14 protein-coding genes are annotated in these 12607 nt (G+C 74.2%); 9 read left to right on the top strand and 5 right to left on the bottom strand.

The features are described 5' to 3' along the window. Positions 1 to 173 precede the first annotated feature (173 nt). Positions 174 to 371, top strand: a complete 198-nt coding sequence (locus tag QA634_RS25790) for a hypothetical protein (protein WP_018261050.1) — start codon at positions 174 to 176, stop codon at positions 369 to 371. 106 nt (positions 372 to 477) lie between these two features. On the opposite strand, the gene QA634_RS25785 is transcribed toward QA634_RS25790, so the two are convergent. After that, positions 478 to 966 carry a hypothetical protein gene (locus QA634_RS25785; protein WP_012334839.1) on the bottom strand — a complete coding sequence of 163 codons (489 nt, stop codon included), beginning with the start codon at positions 964 to 966 and terminating at the stop codon, positions 478 to 480. A 639-nt stretch (positions 967 to 1605) separates the two neighbouring features. Here QA634_RS25785 and fliF point away from each other — a divergent pair. From fliF to flbD, 5 genes are all read left to right on the top strand, one after another. After that, the gene (gene fliF / locus QA634_RS25780) at positions 1606 to 3225 is read left to right on the top strand and encodes a flagellar basal-body MS-ring/collar protein FliF (protein ID WP_012334838.1); all 1620 of its coding nucleotides are present in this window, start codon (positions 1606 to 1608) and stop codon (positions 3223 to 3225) included. A gap of 27 nt (positions 3226 to 3252) precedes the next feature. Next, entirely contained in the window at positions 3253 to 4305 is a 1053-nt protein-coding gene (gene fliG, locus QA634_RS25775) for a flagellar motor switch protein FliG (protein WP_012334837.1), read from the top strand. Further along, positions 4305 to 4955, top strand: coding sequence for a FliH/SctL family protein (locus tag QA634_RS25770; RefSeq protein ID WP_012334836.1), 651 nt, complete (start codon positions 4305 to 4307; stop codon positions 4953 to 4955). Before fliG ends, QA634_RS25770 begins: the two co-directional genes overlap by 1 nt. 17 nt (positions 4956 to 4972) lie before the next feature. Next, positions 4973 to 5323 (top strand): flagellar motor switch protein FliN, encoded by a 351-nt coding sequence (gene fliN / locus QA634_RS25765; RefSeq protein WP_012334835.1) that lies wholly within the window; start codon positions 4973 to 4975, stop codon positions 5321 to 5323. Positions 5324 to 5471: 148 nt separating this feature from the next. Further along, on the top strand, positions 5472 to 6836 hold the full coding sequence (flbD, locus tag QA634_RS25760) for a sigma-54-dependent transcriptional regulator FlbD (RefSeq protein ID WP_012334834.1): 1365 nt from the start codon (positions 5472 to 5474) through the stop codon (positions 6834 to 6836). A 96-nt stretch (positions 6837 to 6932) separates the two neighbouring features. On the opposite strand, the gene sciP is transcribed toward flbD, so the two are convergent. The 4 genes from sciP to QA634_RS25740 form a co-directional block, all read right to left on the bottom strand. Then, on the bottom strand, positions 6933 to 7208 hold the full coding sequence (sciP, locus tag QA634_RS25755) for a CtrA inhibitor SciP (RefSeq protein WP_012334833.1): 276 nt from the start codon (positions 7206 to 7208) through the stop codon (positions 6933 to 6935). Between the two features lie 137 nt (positions 7209 to 7345). Then, positions 7346 to 8047, bottom strand: coding sequence for a flagellar hook assembly protein FlgD (locus QA634_RS25750; protein ID WP_012334832.1), 702 nt, complete (start codon positions 8045 to 8047; stop codon positions 7346 to 7348). 108 nt (positions 8048 to 8155) lie between these two features. After that, complete coding sequence (locus QA634_RS25745) at positions 8156 to 8554, bottom strand: flagellar hook-length control protein FliK (RefSeq protein ID WP_283026891.1); 399 nt, start codon at positions 8552 to 8554, stop codon at positions 8156 to 8158. Beyond that, positions 8551 to 9495 (bottom strand): hypothetical protein, encoded by a 945-nt coding sequence (locus tag QA634_RS25740; RefSeq protein WP_283026890.1) that lies wholly within the window; start codon positions 9493 to 9495, stop codon positions 8551 to 8553. Before QA634_RS25740 ends, QA634_RS25745 begins: the two co-directional genes overlap by 4 nt. Before the next feature lie 276 nt (positions 9496 to 9771). On the opposite strand from QA634_RS25740, the gene mnmA reads away from it, so the two are divergent. From mnmA to QA634_RS25725, 3 genes are all read left to right on the top strand, one after another. Further along, entirely contained in the window at positions 9772 to 10920 is a 1149-nt protein-coding gene (mnmA, locus tag QA634_RS25735; protein ID WP_012334830.1) for a tRNA 2-thiouridine(34) synthase MnmA, read from the top strand. 78 nt (positions 10921 to 10998) lie between these two features. Next, positions 10999 to 11652: a class I SAM-dependent methyltransferase gene (locus QA634_RS25730; protein WP_012334829.1), complete on the top strand. Its 654-nt coding sequence runs from the start codon at positions 10999 to 11001 to the stop codon at positions 11650 to 11652. Positions 11653 to 11657: 5 nt separating this feature from the next. Further along, positions 11658 to 12551, top strand: coding sequence for a TVP38/TMEM64 family protein (locus tag QA634_RS25725; protein ID WP_012334828.1), 894 nt, complete (start codon positions 11658 to 11660; stop codon positions 12549 to 12551). Positions 12552 to 12607 lie beyond the last annotated feature (56 nt).

Below are 12607 nucleotides of genomic sequence, written 5' to 3'. Positions count from 1 at the left end.
CGCCCGATCTGCGCGGACGGACCGGGTGCTTGCGACAGGGATCAGTGAATCATAGATCTCTCTCCCTGCATTCGCGCTGGGGCGCGGATTGCTGCGCCGTATACGATGATTGAACCTAAGTATTCTCCAAAGAGAGAACAAAAATCATGTCGCCGGGATGGAAGACAGTCCAAATGATCGCGCTCGAGCATCAGATATCGGCCGATCATGCACTCCAATTGGTGCAGAGGGCAGAGCTGCCGTGGATCGAGCTTGATTCTTTGGTTCTCTATCACCTGGTCTCGCCGCTGGATATCAGTGGCAAGCCTGGAGCCGAGAGCGAAGCAATGCGCGGCGCCAGTGCCGATGATCCGACCGCGCCCAAAGATTAAAGAGATCTTCTGAACCCGCGGCCGAGGCAGGCGCTCGGGGCCTGAGGCGGGTCGCGCCTTCCGCGGCGGCGGCAATCCGGCGCCGCGCGGCGGGGGCGGTTCGGGTCTAGGGGCGGACGGGAGCCGGTCGTTCCGTCCGGCCTTCGGGCGGTGCGGCGGAGCGGACGGCGAGCGCGGCGAGCCCGGCGGCGGCCGCGTCCTCGGACAGCGCGCGGGCCCAGTCGGAGGCGGTGCGCGTGCGGGCGCCGCGCGCGGCGCGGCCCAGCAGGGTGCCGGCGAGGGCGCCGGCCATCCCGGCGACGGCCCCGCCTCCGGGCGAGGCCCGCCCGGCCAGGGCCGCGCCGCCGGCCGCCCCGATGACGAGCCGCGCCAGGACGGAGGGTGGGATCCGGCGGTCGGGCGCGAAGGGCATCTTGTCGCCCGCCATCTCGGCCAGGGCCGCCGCGGTCGCGACCGCGCGGGCGCCCGGCCCGGCGGGGATCCACCGCGCCCGCGTCCGGCCCGAAGCGGCGGCCCAGCTCAGCGCCGCGCAGGCCGTCATGCTCCGCAGGCCCGTCGCGACGCCGATGCCGAACGAGGCGACGTGGTCCCGCATTGTCTGCTCCGTGGTCCCGTGACGATCGCGGGACAAGGGGCGGGCGGACCGGATGGTTCCGGCGGCGACCGGACGGGCCGGGCCGCCGGCCGGGCGATCCCGGCCCGTCCTCCTCGCCGCGCGCCGCCCCCGGCCGAATTCGACACGGGCTCGTCGTTCTCCTCGGCGTCGGCGGACGCCGCCGAACCGTTCGCCGGCCGTCCCTGCGCCAGGGCCGGTCCGGCCAGGACGGTCGGGGCTGCGCCGCGTGCCGCGACCTTCCTCGTGGCGATCTGCGCGAATCGGCCGCGCCGGCGGCGCGGCGCCGAGGAAGGCGGTCGCGGGCGGACGATTCGGGATCGCCCCGGCGCGGGTTCCATCCCCGTCGCGCTCCCGGCGGCGCGTTCGACAATCGCCCTGCACGACTTCCCCGCACATCCCGTCGGAGGAATCGGCCCATCGCCGTCGAGCCGGCGCATCCTGCCGATCTCGCCCGATCGTCCGGAACGGCACAACGTCCCGTTAGGTCTCGCGACGGCGAGCCGGGAGCGGCGGCGCTTTGCCGGACTCGGCGAGGCGCCCCGTTAACCGGCCACTAACCATGCGCCGGCAATTTTTGCCTACGGGCCGGAGCGGCCCCTGTGGCGGGTTGAGCGCGTCGTGCAACCGGTTCTCGATCTGATGGCGAAGTTCGGGCCGGCACGCCTCGCCGCCATGGGCGCGGTCACGCTCGTCCTGGTGGGCTTCTTCGCGTTCGTGATCCTGCGCGTCTCGCGGCCCGAACTGGGCGTGCTCTACGCGGACCTCTCCCTGCAGGATGCGGGCGCGGTGATCCGGGACCTGGAAGCGCGGGGCATCCGCTACGAGACCCGCGGCGATCTCGGGCAGACGATCCTGGCGCCTCGTGCCGACCTGCCCCGCCTGCGCATGGACCTCGCCGGCAAGGGCCTGCCGAGCGCGGGCGGCGTCGGCTACGAGCTCTTCGACAAGGGCGACGCCTTCTCGACCACGACCTTCGTCCAGAACGTCAACCACCTGCGCGCCCAGGAGGGGGAACTCGCCCGCTCGATCCGGGCGATCGGCCGCGTGCAGGCGGCGCGGGTCCATCTCGTCATCCCGGAGAAGCGGCTGTTCAACCGCGACCGGGAGCTTCCGAGCGCCGCCATCGTGCTCAAGCTCGCGGGCGACCTCGATCCCGGCCAGGTCCGGGCGGTGCGCCACCTCGTGGCCTCCTCGGTGGAGGGGCTCAAGCCCGAGAGGATCTCGATCGTGGACGAGCGCGGGCGCCTCCTGGCGGACGGGGCCGGGCGCGACGACGCGCAGGCCGTCCTCGGCCTCGACGAGCGGCAGGCCAGCCTGGAGCAGCGCCTGCGCGCGCAGGTCGAGGGGATCGTGGCGGGCATCGTCGGGGCGGGCCGCGCCCGCGTCCAGGTCGCGGCCGAGCTCGATCCCAGCCGGATCGAGAGCCGCTCGGAGAGCTTCGATCCCGAGAGCCGGGTCGTGCGTTCGAGCCAGACCCGCTCGGAGACCTCGGCCTCGCAGGGGCCCGGCGAGACCGGCGTCAGCGTCGGCAACGAGCTGCCGGGCGCCCGCGAGACCGCCCAGGCGAACGGCACCCGCGAGACTTCGAACAAGAACGAGGAGACGACGAATTACGAGATCTCCCGGGTCACGCGCACCGAGGTCAACGAGGGCGGCCGGATCAAGCGCCTCTCGGTGGCGGTCGTCATCGACGGCAGCTACCAGCCGGGGCCGGACGGCAAGCCGGTCTACGCGCCCCGCAGCCAGGAGGAGCTCGACCGCATCACCGCCCTGGTGCGCACGGCGGTCGGCTACGACAAGGGCCGGGGGGACCAGGTCGAGGTCGCCAACCTGCGCTTCGCCGACACCGCCGTCCCGGCCGAGCTTCCGGAGGAGGGGCTCCTCGCCTCGCTCCTGAAGCCCACCAAGGAGGAGGTGCTGCGCCTCGTCGAACTCGCCGTCCTGGCCCTGCTGACGCTCGTGGTGGTGCTGGCGGTCATGCGCCCGCTGCTGCGCCGCGTGCTCCCCGCCGAGGCCCCGCCCGAGCCGGCCCTGGCCGCCGTCGCGGTCCTGCCGGCCGCGGGCGCGGAGGGGGAGGGGGCGCCGGCCCTGCCCGAGAGCCCGGCGCGCCAGCTCGTCGAGTTCGCCAAGATCAACGGCAAGATCCAGGCCGAGACGATCGCGCGCGTGGCCGAGATCGTGCGCCAGAACCCGGTCGAGACCGCCGAGGTGCTGCGCGGCTGGATCCAGGACCGCTGAACCCCCGAGAGGATCCCGAACGCCCCCATGGCCGTCTCCCCGAAACCCGCCCTCCCGGACACGCTGGCCGAGAACCCGCGCCTGGCGGAGCTGCCCGGCCCGCAGCGGGCCGCGGCCCTGCTGCTGCTGCTCGGCGACGAGGCCGGCGCGCCGATCTGGCGCCTCCTGGAAGAGGACGAGGTCAAGAAGGTCTCGCACGCCATGGTCCAGCTCGGCTCGCTGGAACTGGAGACCGTCGAGCAGCTCATCGTCGAGTTCGTCTCGAAGCTCTCGTCGAGCGGCGGCGTCAGCTCGAACTACGAGCGCACCGAGGCGCTGCTCCTCAAGATCTTCCCGCCCGAGCAGGTCTCGCAGATCATGGCCGAGGTGAAGGGCGCCTCGGCCCGGCGGGTCTGGAGCAGCCTGACCCAGATCGACCCGGAGATCCTCGCCTCCTTCCTGCGCAACGAGTACCCGCAGACCGTTGCGGTGATCCTCTCGCGGGTGCGCTCGGACTACGCCGCGCGGGTCCTCACCATCCTGCCGGAGGATTTCGCCATCGACGTGCTCAACCGGATGCTGCGGATGGAGACGGTGCAGAAGGAGGCCCTGCGCCACATCGAGGAGATGCTGCGCAGCGAGTTCGTCTCGACCATCGCCCAGACCACGCGGCGCGACGCGCACGAATTGATGGCGGACGTCTTCAACGCCTTCGACCGCCAGACCGAGGCGCGCTTCCTCACCGCCCTCGACCAGAACAACCGCGGCGCGGCGAAGAAGATTCGCCAGCTCATGTTCACCTTCGAGGACCTGCTCAAGCTCGACGCCGGCAGCGTGCAGACGCTCATGCGCGCGATCGACCGCGACGTGCTCGGCCGGGCGCTCAAGGGCGCGTCCGAGCCGGTGCGGGCCTTCTTCTTCAGCAACATGTCGAGCCGCGCGGCCAAGAACCTGCAGGACGAGATGGCCTCCCTCGGGCCGATCCGCCTCAAGGAGGTCGATGAGGCCCAGGCCAGGATCACCGAGACGGCGAAGGAGCTCGCCGAGAAGGGCGAGATCATGATCGCCAAGAACAGCGCCGAGGAGGAGCTGGTCTACTGATGGCCGAGCCGCGGCGCTTCCTGTTCGACAACGACTTCCGGGTGCCGGGGGGCAGCGTGGCGCGGGCGCGCGAGGAGGCCGAGCGCGCCGCCGCCGCCGCCCGCGCCGAGGCCGAGGCCGCCGCCTCCGCGCGGGCCGCGGCGGAGCTGCGCCGGGCGATCGACGAGGCCCGGGCGGCCGGCCTGCAGGAGGGCCGCGCCCAGGCCGAGTCCCAGGTGCAGGCCCGGCTCGCCGACGCCCTCACCCGGGTCGCGGTGACGGCGGCGGGCCTGCTCGCGGCGGCCGATGCCCGCGACGCCGAGCGCGAGGCCCAGGCCCTCGACTTCGCCCTGGCGCTCGGCCGCAAGATCGCCGGCGAGGCCCTCGACGCGCGGCCGGTGGCGGCGATCCTCGAGACCGCCCGCGCGGCCCTCCAGCACCTGCGCGGCGTGCCCCACCTCGCCGTGCGGGTGAACGACGCCCTCGTGGACGAGACCCAGGCCGCCCTGGCCCGGCTCGCCCGCGAGCGCGGCTTCGAGGGCCGCCTGATCGTGCTCGGCGATCCCGACCTGATGCCGGGCGACGCCCGCATGGAATGGGCCGACGGCGGCGTCGTGCGCGAGCGCGCCGCCATCGAGGCCGCCCTGCGCGCCGCCCTCGACCCCCTTTAGACCCGGAGACGCACCCGATGGCGCCCGACGACGAACTCGGCCTGCCCCAGCTCAGCGAGGCCGACCTCGCCTACGACCCGAACGGCCACGGCCCGCTGCGCGACGGCCCCCCGGCCCCCAAGAGCGCCGCCGACCTGGAGCAGGTCTTCGACGTTCCGGTCGTGGTCTCCGCCGTGCTCGGCGCCTCCCGCATGCCGGTCGGCGACCTGCTGCGCCTCGGCCCCGGCACGGTGCTGGAACTCGACCGCAAGGTCGGCGAGGCGATCGACATCTTCGTCAACAACCGCCTCGTCGCGCGCGGCGAGGTGGTGCTGGTCGAGGAGCGCCTCGGCGTCACCATGACCGAGATCGTCAAGAGCGACGGCTGATCCGGGATCCGCTTGATCGAAGCGGATCCCGGATCACGAGCCCGCGCGGCGCCTGAGCGAAGCCGACATCCGCATTGCGACGCAATCAACCGGATGTCGGATGAGCCGCAGCCCCGCCCGATCCCCGACAGACTGCGGAGTGCCCGCGATGCGCCTTCTCATCATCGGACGCCTGAACGGCGAACTCGTCACCGCCTCGAAGATCGCCATGAGCCGGGGCGCGGCCGTCACCCAGGCGGACGGCGTCGAGCAGGGCCTCACGGTGTTGCGCGCCAAGGGCGCCGACCTCGTCATGATCGACGTGGGGCTGCCGGTCCGCGCCTTCGTCGACGCCCTCGCGGAGGAGCGCATCCGCACGCCGGTCGTCGCCTGCGGCACCGGCTCGGATGCCAGGGCGGCGGTGGCGGCGATCCGGGCCGGGGCCAAGGAGTACATCCCGCTCCCGCCCGACCCCGAGCTGATCGCCGCGGTGCTGGAGGCGGTGGCGGCGGACGCGCGCAGCTTCGTCTGGCGCGACCCCGCCATGGAGCGGGTCGTGAAGCTCGCCGAGCAGGTGGCGCGCTCCGACGCCTCGGTGCTCATCAGCGGCGAGAGCGGCACCGGCAAGGAGGTGCTCGCCCGCCACGTCCACGCCAAGTCCGCCCGCGCGGGCAAGCCCTTCGTCAGCGTCAACTGCGCGGCGATCCCCGACGCGCTGCTCGAATCCGAGCTCTTCGGCCACGAGAAGGGGGCCTTCACCGGCGCGGTGGCCCGGCGCATCGGCAAGTTCGAGGAGGCCTCCGGCGGCACGCTCCTCCTCGACGAGATCTCCGAGATGGACGTCCGGCTCCAGGCCAAGCTGCTGCGCGCCCTGCAGGAACGCGTCATCGACCGGGTCGGCGGCAGCCAGGGCGTGCGCGTCGATCTGCGGGTGCTCGCCACCTCGAACCGCAACCTCGCCGAGGAGGTCCGCAAGGGCACCTTCCGGGAGGACCTGCTCTACCGCCTCAACGTCGTCCACCTGCGCCTGCCGGCCCTGCGCGAGCGCCCGGCCGACATCCTCGAACTCGCCCAGCACTTCGCCCGGAAATACGCGGAGGTGAACGGCATCCCGGCGCGGCCGCTCTCGGCCGAGGCGCGCCGCCTCATCGTCGCCAATCCCTGGCGCGGCAACGTGCGCGAACTGGAGAACACCCTGCACCGGGCCGTCCTCCTGGCCCAGGGGGCGGAGATCGGCCCGGAGGCGATCCGCTCCCCGGAGGGCGAGGCCCTCGACGGCGGGGCCGGCACGGCGGCGCGGGCGGTTCAGACGGCCGAGGCGGTGACGCGCAGCCTCGTCGGGCGCACCGTCGCGGAAGTCGAGCGGGACCTCATCCTCGACACGCTCGACCATTGCCTCGGCAACCGCACCCATGCGGCGCGGATCCTCGGCATCTCGATCCGCACCCTGCGCAACAAGCTCAACGAATACGCCCAGGCCGGGATCCTGGTGCCCGAGCCCGGTCAGGCCCGCGCGATCGCGGCCTATGGTTGAGGAGGGGCGCCGGCCCCGTCGCGGCGCCGGGGACCGGCGGTCCCGCGCGGCCCTTCGGGGCAGGCCCGGCGCGTCTCGGACGGGCCGGGGCGCCGGTCACTGGCGGTAGTGCTGGATGCGCGTCGTGCGCAGGCCGGCGAGGCCGTGCTGCTCGATCGAGTATTGCCAGCTCAGGAATTCCTCGGTCGTCAGCGTGTAGCGCTGACAGGCCTCCTCCAGGCTCAGGAGGCCGCCGCGCACCGCAGCCACCACCTCGGCCTTCCGGCGGATCACCCACCGGCGGGTGTTGGTCGGCGGAAGATCCGCGATCGTCAGGGGGCTTCCGTCGGGCCCGATGACGTACTTCACCCTCGGGCGGTGCGGCTCGGTCATGATACGCTCTTACACTCGACTGACCTGTCGCCATTCACGCTAGCCAGCCGCGTTTAAGATTGCTTGAATCGCAAAGTTAGGATGTGATTCGTCCGCCTCGGGTTATCCAAGGGCTGTGGATCACGGGTCCGATGCGCCTAGGATCCGGAGGCGGAGGTGGATCCAGAGGCTTGGGCGCCGCCGATGGCCTGGACCCGGCTGAGGGGCACGCTGCGCCCGCCGATGCTCAGCATGGGCTCCGACCCGGTGACGTCCACGCTCGCGATCGTCCCCGTGACCTTGGTGTCGACGCTCACGGTCTGCCCGGTGGCGTCGGTGGCCTGGACCTTGAGCGTGTAGGTGCCGTCCGGCGCCGTGAGCCCGGTCGAGGAGCGGCCGTCCCAGGTGAAGCTCTGGCCGCCATTCGCGAGGGACTGGGTCCGCGTGGCGACGACGTTGCCCTTCTGATCCGTGATCGTCAGCACGGCCCGGGTCGCCGCCCGCGCCGCCGTGAGGGTCCAGCTGGCGGATCCCCCCGCCAGGGCGGCGGTCGCCCCGTCCGCCGTCACGGTCTTGCCGACCAGGCCGGCCGCCGAGGAGGCCGTCGCGGCCTTGCTGGCCGCCACCATCGTGTCGAGGCGGTCGTTGGTCTTGAGCTGCTGCTCGACCGAGGCGAATTGCACCAGCTGCTGTGTGAACTGGTTGGTGTCGAGGGGGTCGAGCGGGTTCTGGTTCTTGAGCTGCGTCGTGAGCAGGGTCAGGAACTGGTTGAAGTTGCCCGCGATGGTGGCGGAATCGCTCGCCGTGTTGGTCTTGGTGCCGGCCGAGCCGGTGAGTGTGCTGCTGATGCCCGTGGCCATGGCTGCCTCGCCGTTCGGGGGCTCGCGCCTCGTTCACCGGACGGTTCGGGCCCGGGCGAGGCGGTGCGGGAAGGAGAACCTGGGCGGAGCGGCGGCGCGCCGCTCCGCCTAGATGCGGATGTCGAGCCCGAGCCGCCCGCCGCGCCGGACGGGGGCGAGCGGGATCGGGTCGGATTCGCTCACGGAGCCGTCGAGGGCGCCGCGTCCCGGATCGGGCGAGCGCCCCTCCCGGCCGGGCTGGCCCTGGCCGCCCGATCCGTCCTGGAGCGAGAAGCTCAGGACCGCGTCCGCGGCGGAGAAGCCGGCCTGCGCGAGCGCCTGCTGCAGGCTGCCGGCGTCGCGCTGGAGCAGCGCCAGCGTCTCGGGCCGCTCGACCGTGAGGTGGGCCCGGACCGAGCCGCGCTCCCGGTCGAGGTCGAGGCGCACCTCGATCCGGCCGAGCTCCGCCGGGTCGAGCCGGATCTCGAACTGGTTCATCCCGGCGAGCGAGCGCAGGCCGATCGTCATCGGCACCGCGCCGAGGGGCACCGGGGGAGGGGGCTGCGCCGGGGCCGCCTGGGCGGGCGACGCGGCCGCGCCGCCCGCCGGGGACGCGCCCTGGGGGCCTTGGCGTCGGCGAGCGCCGCCGCGAAGCCCGCAGCGCCCGCCTCGGCCCTGCCGGGTCCCGCATCCGGGGCCGCCTCGGCCGCATCCTCGGCGGCGCGGCCCGCCGCGCGTCCGCCGCCCGCCGCTCCCTCGGCCCGCGCGCCCCCGGCCTGCGCGCCGCCGGCTTGGGCCGTTCCGGCCTGAGCCGTTCCGGCCTGAGCCGTTCCGGCCTGAGCCGTTCCGGTCTCGGCCGTCCCGGCCTGGGCCGTCCCGGCCTGGGCCGTCCCGGCCTGAACCGCCGCCGGGCCGTCGCCGGCCTGCGCCGGGGCGGCATCGCCGGCCGGCGCCGCGCCGGTCGGCGGCGCGGGCGGCGTCGCGTCGGGACTCGCCGCCTGGGCGAGGGCGTTCGGAACCGCGTCGCCCCGGGCCTCGCTCCCGTCCGGGCGATCCTCCGCGTCGGGTCCCCTGCGGGACGCCCTCTCCTTGGTCGCGCGCGGCGCGTCCCGCGCGGCGGCCCGAGGGTCGGAGGCGGGCTCCCCGGTCTCCGGCCGCTCCGCGTCCCGCGGGCGCGCGCCCGGACGCTCGGGAGGCCGCGCGGCCGCCTCGGCCCGGGGGCTCCCGGCGGCGCCGGACGCGCCCGGCCTGGCCGGGGCGGGCCGGCGCGCCTCCGGCGCCTCGCGCCTCTCGGCCGGGGCCGTCGCGGGGGCGATCCCGCTGCCGGCAGCGCCCGGGCGGGCCGTCCCGCCGGCGGCGTCCCGGGCGATCCGGAACGCGGCGGAATCGGCCGCGGCGCGCGGCGCCGGCCGGCGCGGAACCTCCCGCGCCGCCGCCTGAACTGCCTCCCCGGGCCTCGCCACGCTCATGCCGGACCGCTCCCTCGACCGCGTGGCGCCACGCAAGCGCGGGGCCAGACCCGATTGGCCTCCAAACATCTGAGAAGAAACGGGAAATTGACGCCGCCGCGGCGCCGCGGCGCCGCGCGCCGGCGCGATCTGCCGGGCGCGCGGCAGATCTTGCCGGGTCGCGGGCCGCGCCCGCCCTGGCAGAACGCGCCGTCCATCACTATAGGAAGGGCGGTCAGCCGGTGCCGGGAGCGTGCCCGCGGCCGCACCGATCCCCGCGCCCGATCCTCGAGGACGATGAACTCGCTCGATCTGCCCAAGGCCCCCCAGGACACCCGCGTCGTGGTGGCGATGTCGGGCGGGGTCGATTCCTCGGTCGTCGCCGGGCTGCTCAGGCGCCAGGGCTACGACGTCGTCGGGATCACGCTCCAGCTCTACGACCACGGCGCGGCCACCCATCGCCGCGGGGCCTGCTGCGCCGGCCAGGACATCCACGACGCCCGGCGGGCCGCCGAGACGCTCGGCATCCCGCACTACGTCCTCGATTACGAGGACCGCTTCCGCGAGGCGGTGATCGACCGCTTCGCCGAGAGCTACATCCACGGCGAGACGCCGATCCCCTGCGTCGAGTGCAACCGCTCGATCAAGTTCCGCGACCTGCTCGCCACCGCCCTCGACCTCGGCGCCGACGCGCTGGCGACCGGCCACTACGTGGCCAGCCGGGCCCGGCCGGGCGGCGGGCGGGCGCTCTACCGCGCCCTCGATCCGGCCCGGGACCAGAGCTACTTCCTCTACGCGACGACGCCCGAGCAGCTCGACGTCCTGCGCTTCCCCCTCGGCGAGCTGCCCAAGGACGAGACCCGGCGGCTCGCCCGGGAATTCGGCCTCGCCGTGGCGGACAAGCCCGACAGCCAGGACATCTGCTTCGTGCCCCAGGGCCGCTACCAGGACGTGATCGCGCGGCTGCGGCCCGACGCGGCGCGGCCCGGCGAGATCGTCCATCTCGACGGGCGCACGCTCGGCCGCCACGAGGGCATCATCGGCTTCACGGTCGGCCAGCGGCGGGGCCTCGGGCTCGCGACCGGCGAGCCGCTCTACGTGGTGCGCCTCGATCCCGAGACGGCCCGCGTGGTGGTGGGCCCCCGCGAGGCGCTCGCCACCTCGGTGATCCGGATCGCCGAGACGAACTGGCTCGGCGACGAGCCCCTGGCCGACCTCGACGGGATGCCCGTGGCGGTGCGGGTCCGCTCGACCCGGGAGCCGCGCCCGGCGGCCCTGCGCTGGAACCGGGCGCTCGCCTGCGCGGAGGTCGTACTGGAGACGCCGGAGGACGGCGTCTCCCCCGGCCAGGCCTGCGCCATCTACGCGGATGACGGGCCGCGCGCGCGGGTGCTCGGCGGCGGCACCATCCAGAAGGTCGAGGCGGCGCGGCGCGAGGCGGCCTGAGCGCCGGACGATGCAGGAGCGCAGGCGTCGCGGGCGGCAGCGCCGGCCCCGCGGCCTGCCCAGGGAGAGACACCACAGATGCTGAGCGAGCCGCGGGCGGCCGGCCCGACCACCGCCCTGATGCGCAAGGCCTATGCGCGCTGGGCGCCGGTCTACGATGTGGTTTACGACAAGCTGACCGAGCCGGCCGCGCGGGACGCCGTGACGGCCGCGGTCGCCTGCGGCCGCCGCATCCTGGAAGCGGGCGTCGGCACCGGCCTCTCCCTCGGCTACTACCCGGCCGGGACCGAGCTCTACGGGGTCGACCTCTCGGAGGACATGCTCCGGCGCGCCGCCCAGAAGGTGCGCCGCCGCGGCCTCGCCCATGTCAGGGGCCTGCAGGTGATGGATGTCTGCCGGCTCGGCTACGCCGATGCGAGCTTCGACGCGGTGGTGGCGCAGTTCCTGATCACCCTGGTGCCCGACCCCGAGCGCGCCCTCGACGAGTTCCTGCGCGTGCTGCGGCCGGGCGGCGAGATCGTGCTCGCCAACCATTTCGGCCAGGCGGACGGCGCGGTCGCCCGCGTCGAGGAGATCGTCGCGCCGCTCTGCTCCAAGATCGGCTGGTCCTCGGACTTCAAGGCCTCCCGCATCGAGGCCTGGGCCGGGCGCCGGGGCGTCACCTTCGTGGGTCTGCGGCCGACCTTCCCGGGCGGCTTCTTCAAGATCCTGCGCCTGCGCAAGGCGGCCTGAGCCGCATGCGCGCGGACGAGCCGGGGCCGCCCGCGCGGGGGGCCGGGCAAGGAGCGGGGCAGGAGGTCGGGCAAGCGGCCGGGCAACAGGCCGGGCAGGCGGCCCGGGAGGAGGTCGGGCCCGCGGCCGTGGCCCGCCCGCCCTGGCGGCGCTGGCTGCGCCTGCTGCCCCTCGCGGCCCTGGTGCTGCTCTCGCTCGGGCTGATCCTGAGCGGCGCCACCCAGTGGTTCAGCCTGGAGCGCTTCCTCGCCTCGCGCGCCTGGGCGCTCGCCATGGTCGAGCAGGATCGCCTGCGGGCCATGGCCGTGACCGCGCTCCTCTACGTCGGCACCGTGGTGGTCTCGGTGCCGGTCTCGGTGTTCATGACCATGCTGTGCGGCTTCCTGTTCGGGACCGTGCCGGGGGCGCTGCTCGCGATCTCCTCCTCGACCACGGGCGCCGTGATCGTGTTCTCGATCGGCCGCACCGCGGCCGGAGAGATGCTCCTGCGGCATGCCGGGCGCCGCCTCGCCCGCCTCGCCGCGGGCTTCCGCCGGGACGCCTTCTCGTACATCCTGGTCCTGCGGCTCCTGCCGCTCTTCCCCTTCTGGATGACCAATCTCGGCCCGGCGATCTTCGGGGTGCGCCTGCGCGTCTTCGCGCTCGCGACCTTCCTGGGGATCTCGCCGGGCGGCTTCATCTACGCGGCGACGGGGGCGCGGATCGAGGAGGTGGTGGCGGCCCACCAGGACGCCCGCGCGGCCTGCCTCGCGGCGGCCGGCATCGATTGCGACCGCGCCCTGTCGCTGCGCGCCGTGATCACGCCGGGCTTGGTGGCGACGCTGCTCGCCCTCGGCGCTCTCGCCCTGCTGCCGGTCGCGGTGCGGCGCCTGCGCCGGCCCGCCCCCTGCGACGATTGAGACTTCGATCTCCCACGGTGTCGCGCCCTAGACTGGTCTAAGTTCTTTACGGCGGC

Origin of the sequence: Methylobacterium sp. CB376, from assembly GCF_029714205.1 — a bacterium.
GTDB lineage: Bacteria > Pseudomonadota > Alphaproteobacteria > Rhizobiales > Beijerinckiaceae > Methylobacterium.
The sequence above is the reverse complement of the archived record's forward strand: the minus strand, read 5'-3'. Positions and strand labels throughout refer to the sequence as shown.

Excerpts from the sequence above, each read along its gene's own strand:
- QA634_RS25790 (WP_018261050.1), top strand. The coding sequence starts at position 174 with ATGATCGCGCTCGAGCATCAGATATCGGCCGATCATGCACTCCAATTG.
- QA634_RS25785 (WP_012334839.1), bottom strand. The coding sequence starts at position 966 with ATGCGGGACCACGTCGCCTCGTTCGGCATCGGCGTCGCGACGGGCCTG.
- fliG (WP_012334837.1), top strand. The coding sequence starts at position 3,253 with ATGGCCGTCTCCCCGAAACCCGCCCTCCCGGACACGCTGGCCGAGAAC.
- QA634_RS25770 (WP_012334836.1), top strand. The coding sequence starts at position 4,305 with ATGGCCGAGCCGCGGCGCTTCCTGTTCGACAACGACTTCCGGGTGCCG.
- fliN (WP_012334835.1), top strand. The coding sequence starts at position 4,973 with ATGGCGCCCGACGACGAACTCGGCCTGCCCCAGCTCAGCGAGGCCGAC.
- flbD (WP_012334834.1), top strand. The coding sequence starts at position 5,472 with ATGCGCCTTCTCATCATCGGACGCCTGAACGGCGAACTCGTCACCGCC.
- sciP (WP_012334833.1), bottom strand. The coding sequence starts at position 7,208 with ATGACCGAGCCGCACCGCCCGAGGGTGAAGTACGTCATCGGGCCCGAC.
- QA634_RS25750 (WP_012334832.1), bottom strand. The coding sequence starts at position 8,047 with ATGGCCACGGGCATCAGCAGCACACTCACCGGCTCGGCCGGCACCAAG.
- QA634_RS25745 (WP_283026891.1), bottom strand. The coding sequence starts at position 8,554 with ATGACGATCGGCCTGCGCTCGCTCGCCGGGATGAACCAGTTCGAGATC.
- QA634_RS25740 (WP_283026890.1), bottom strand. The coding sequence starts at position 9,495 with ATGAGCGTGGCGAGGCCCGGGGAGGCAGTTCAGGCGGCGGCGCGGGAG.
- mnmA (WP_012334830.1), top strand. The coding sequence starts at position 9,772 with ATGAACTCGCTCGATCTGCCCAAGGCCCCCCAGGACACCCGCGTCGTG.
- QA634_RS25730 (WP_012334829.1), top strand. The coding sequence starts at position 10,999 with ATGCTGAGCGAGCCGCGGGCGGCCGGCCCGACCACCGCCCTGATGCGC.
- QA634_RS25725 (WP_012334828.1), top strand. The coding sequence starts at position 11,658 with ATGCGCGCGGACGAGCCGGGGCCGCCCGCGCGGGGGGCCGGGCAAGGA.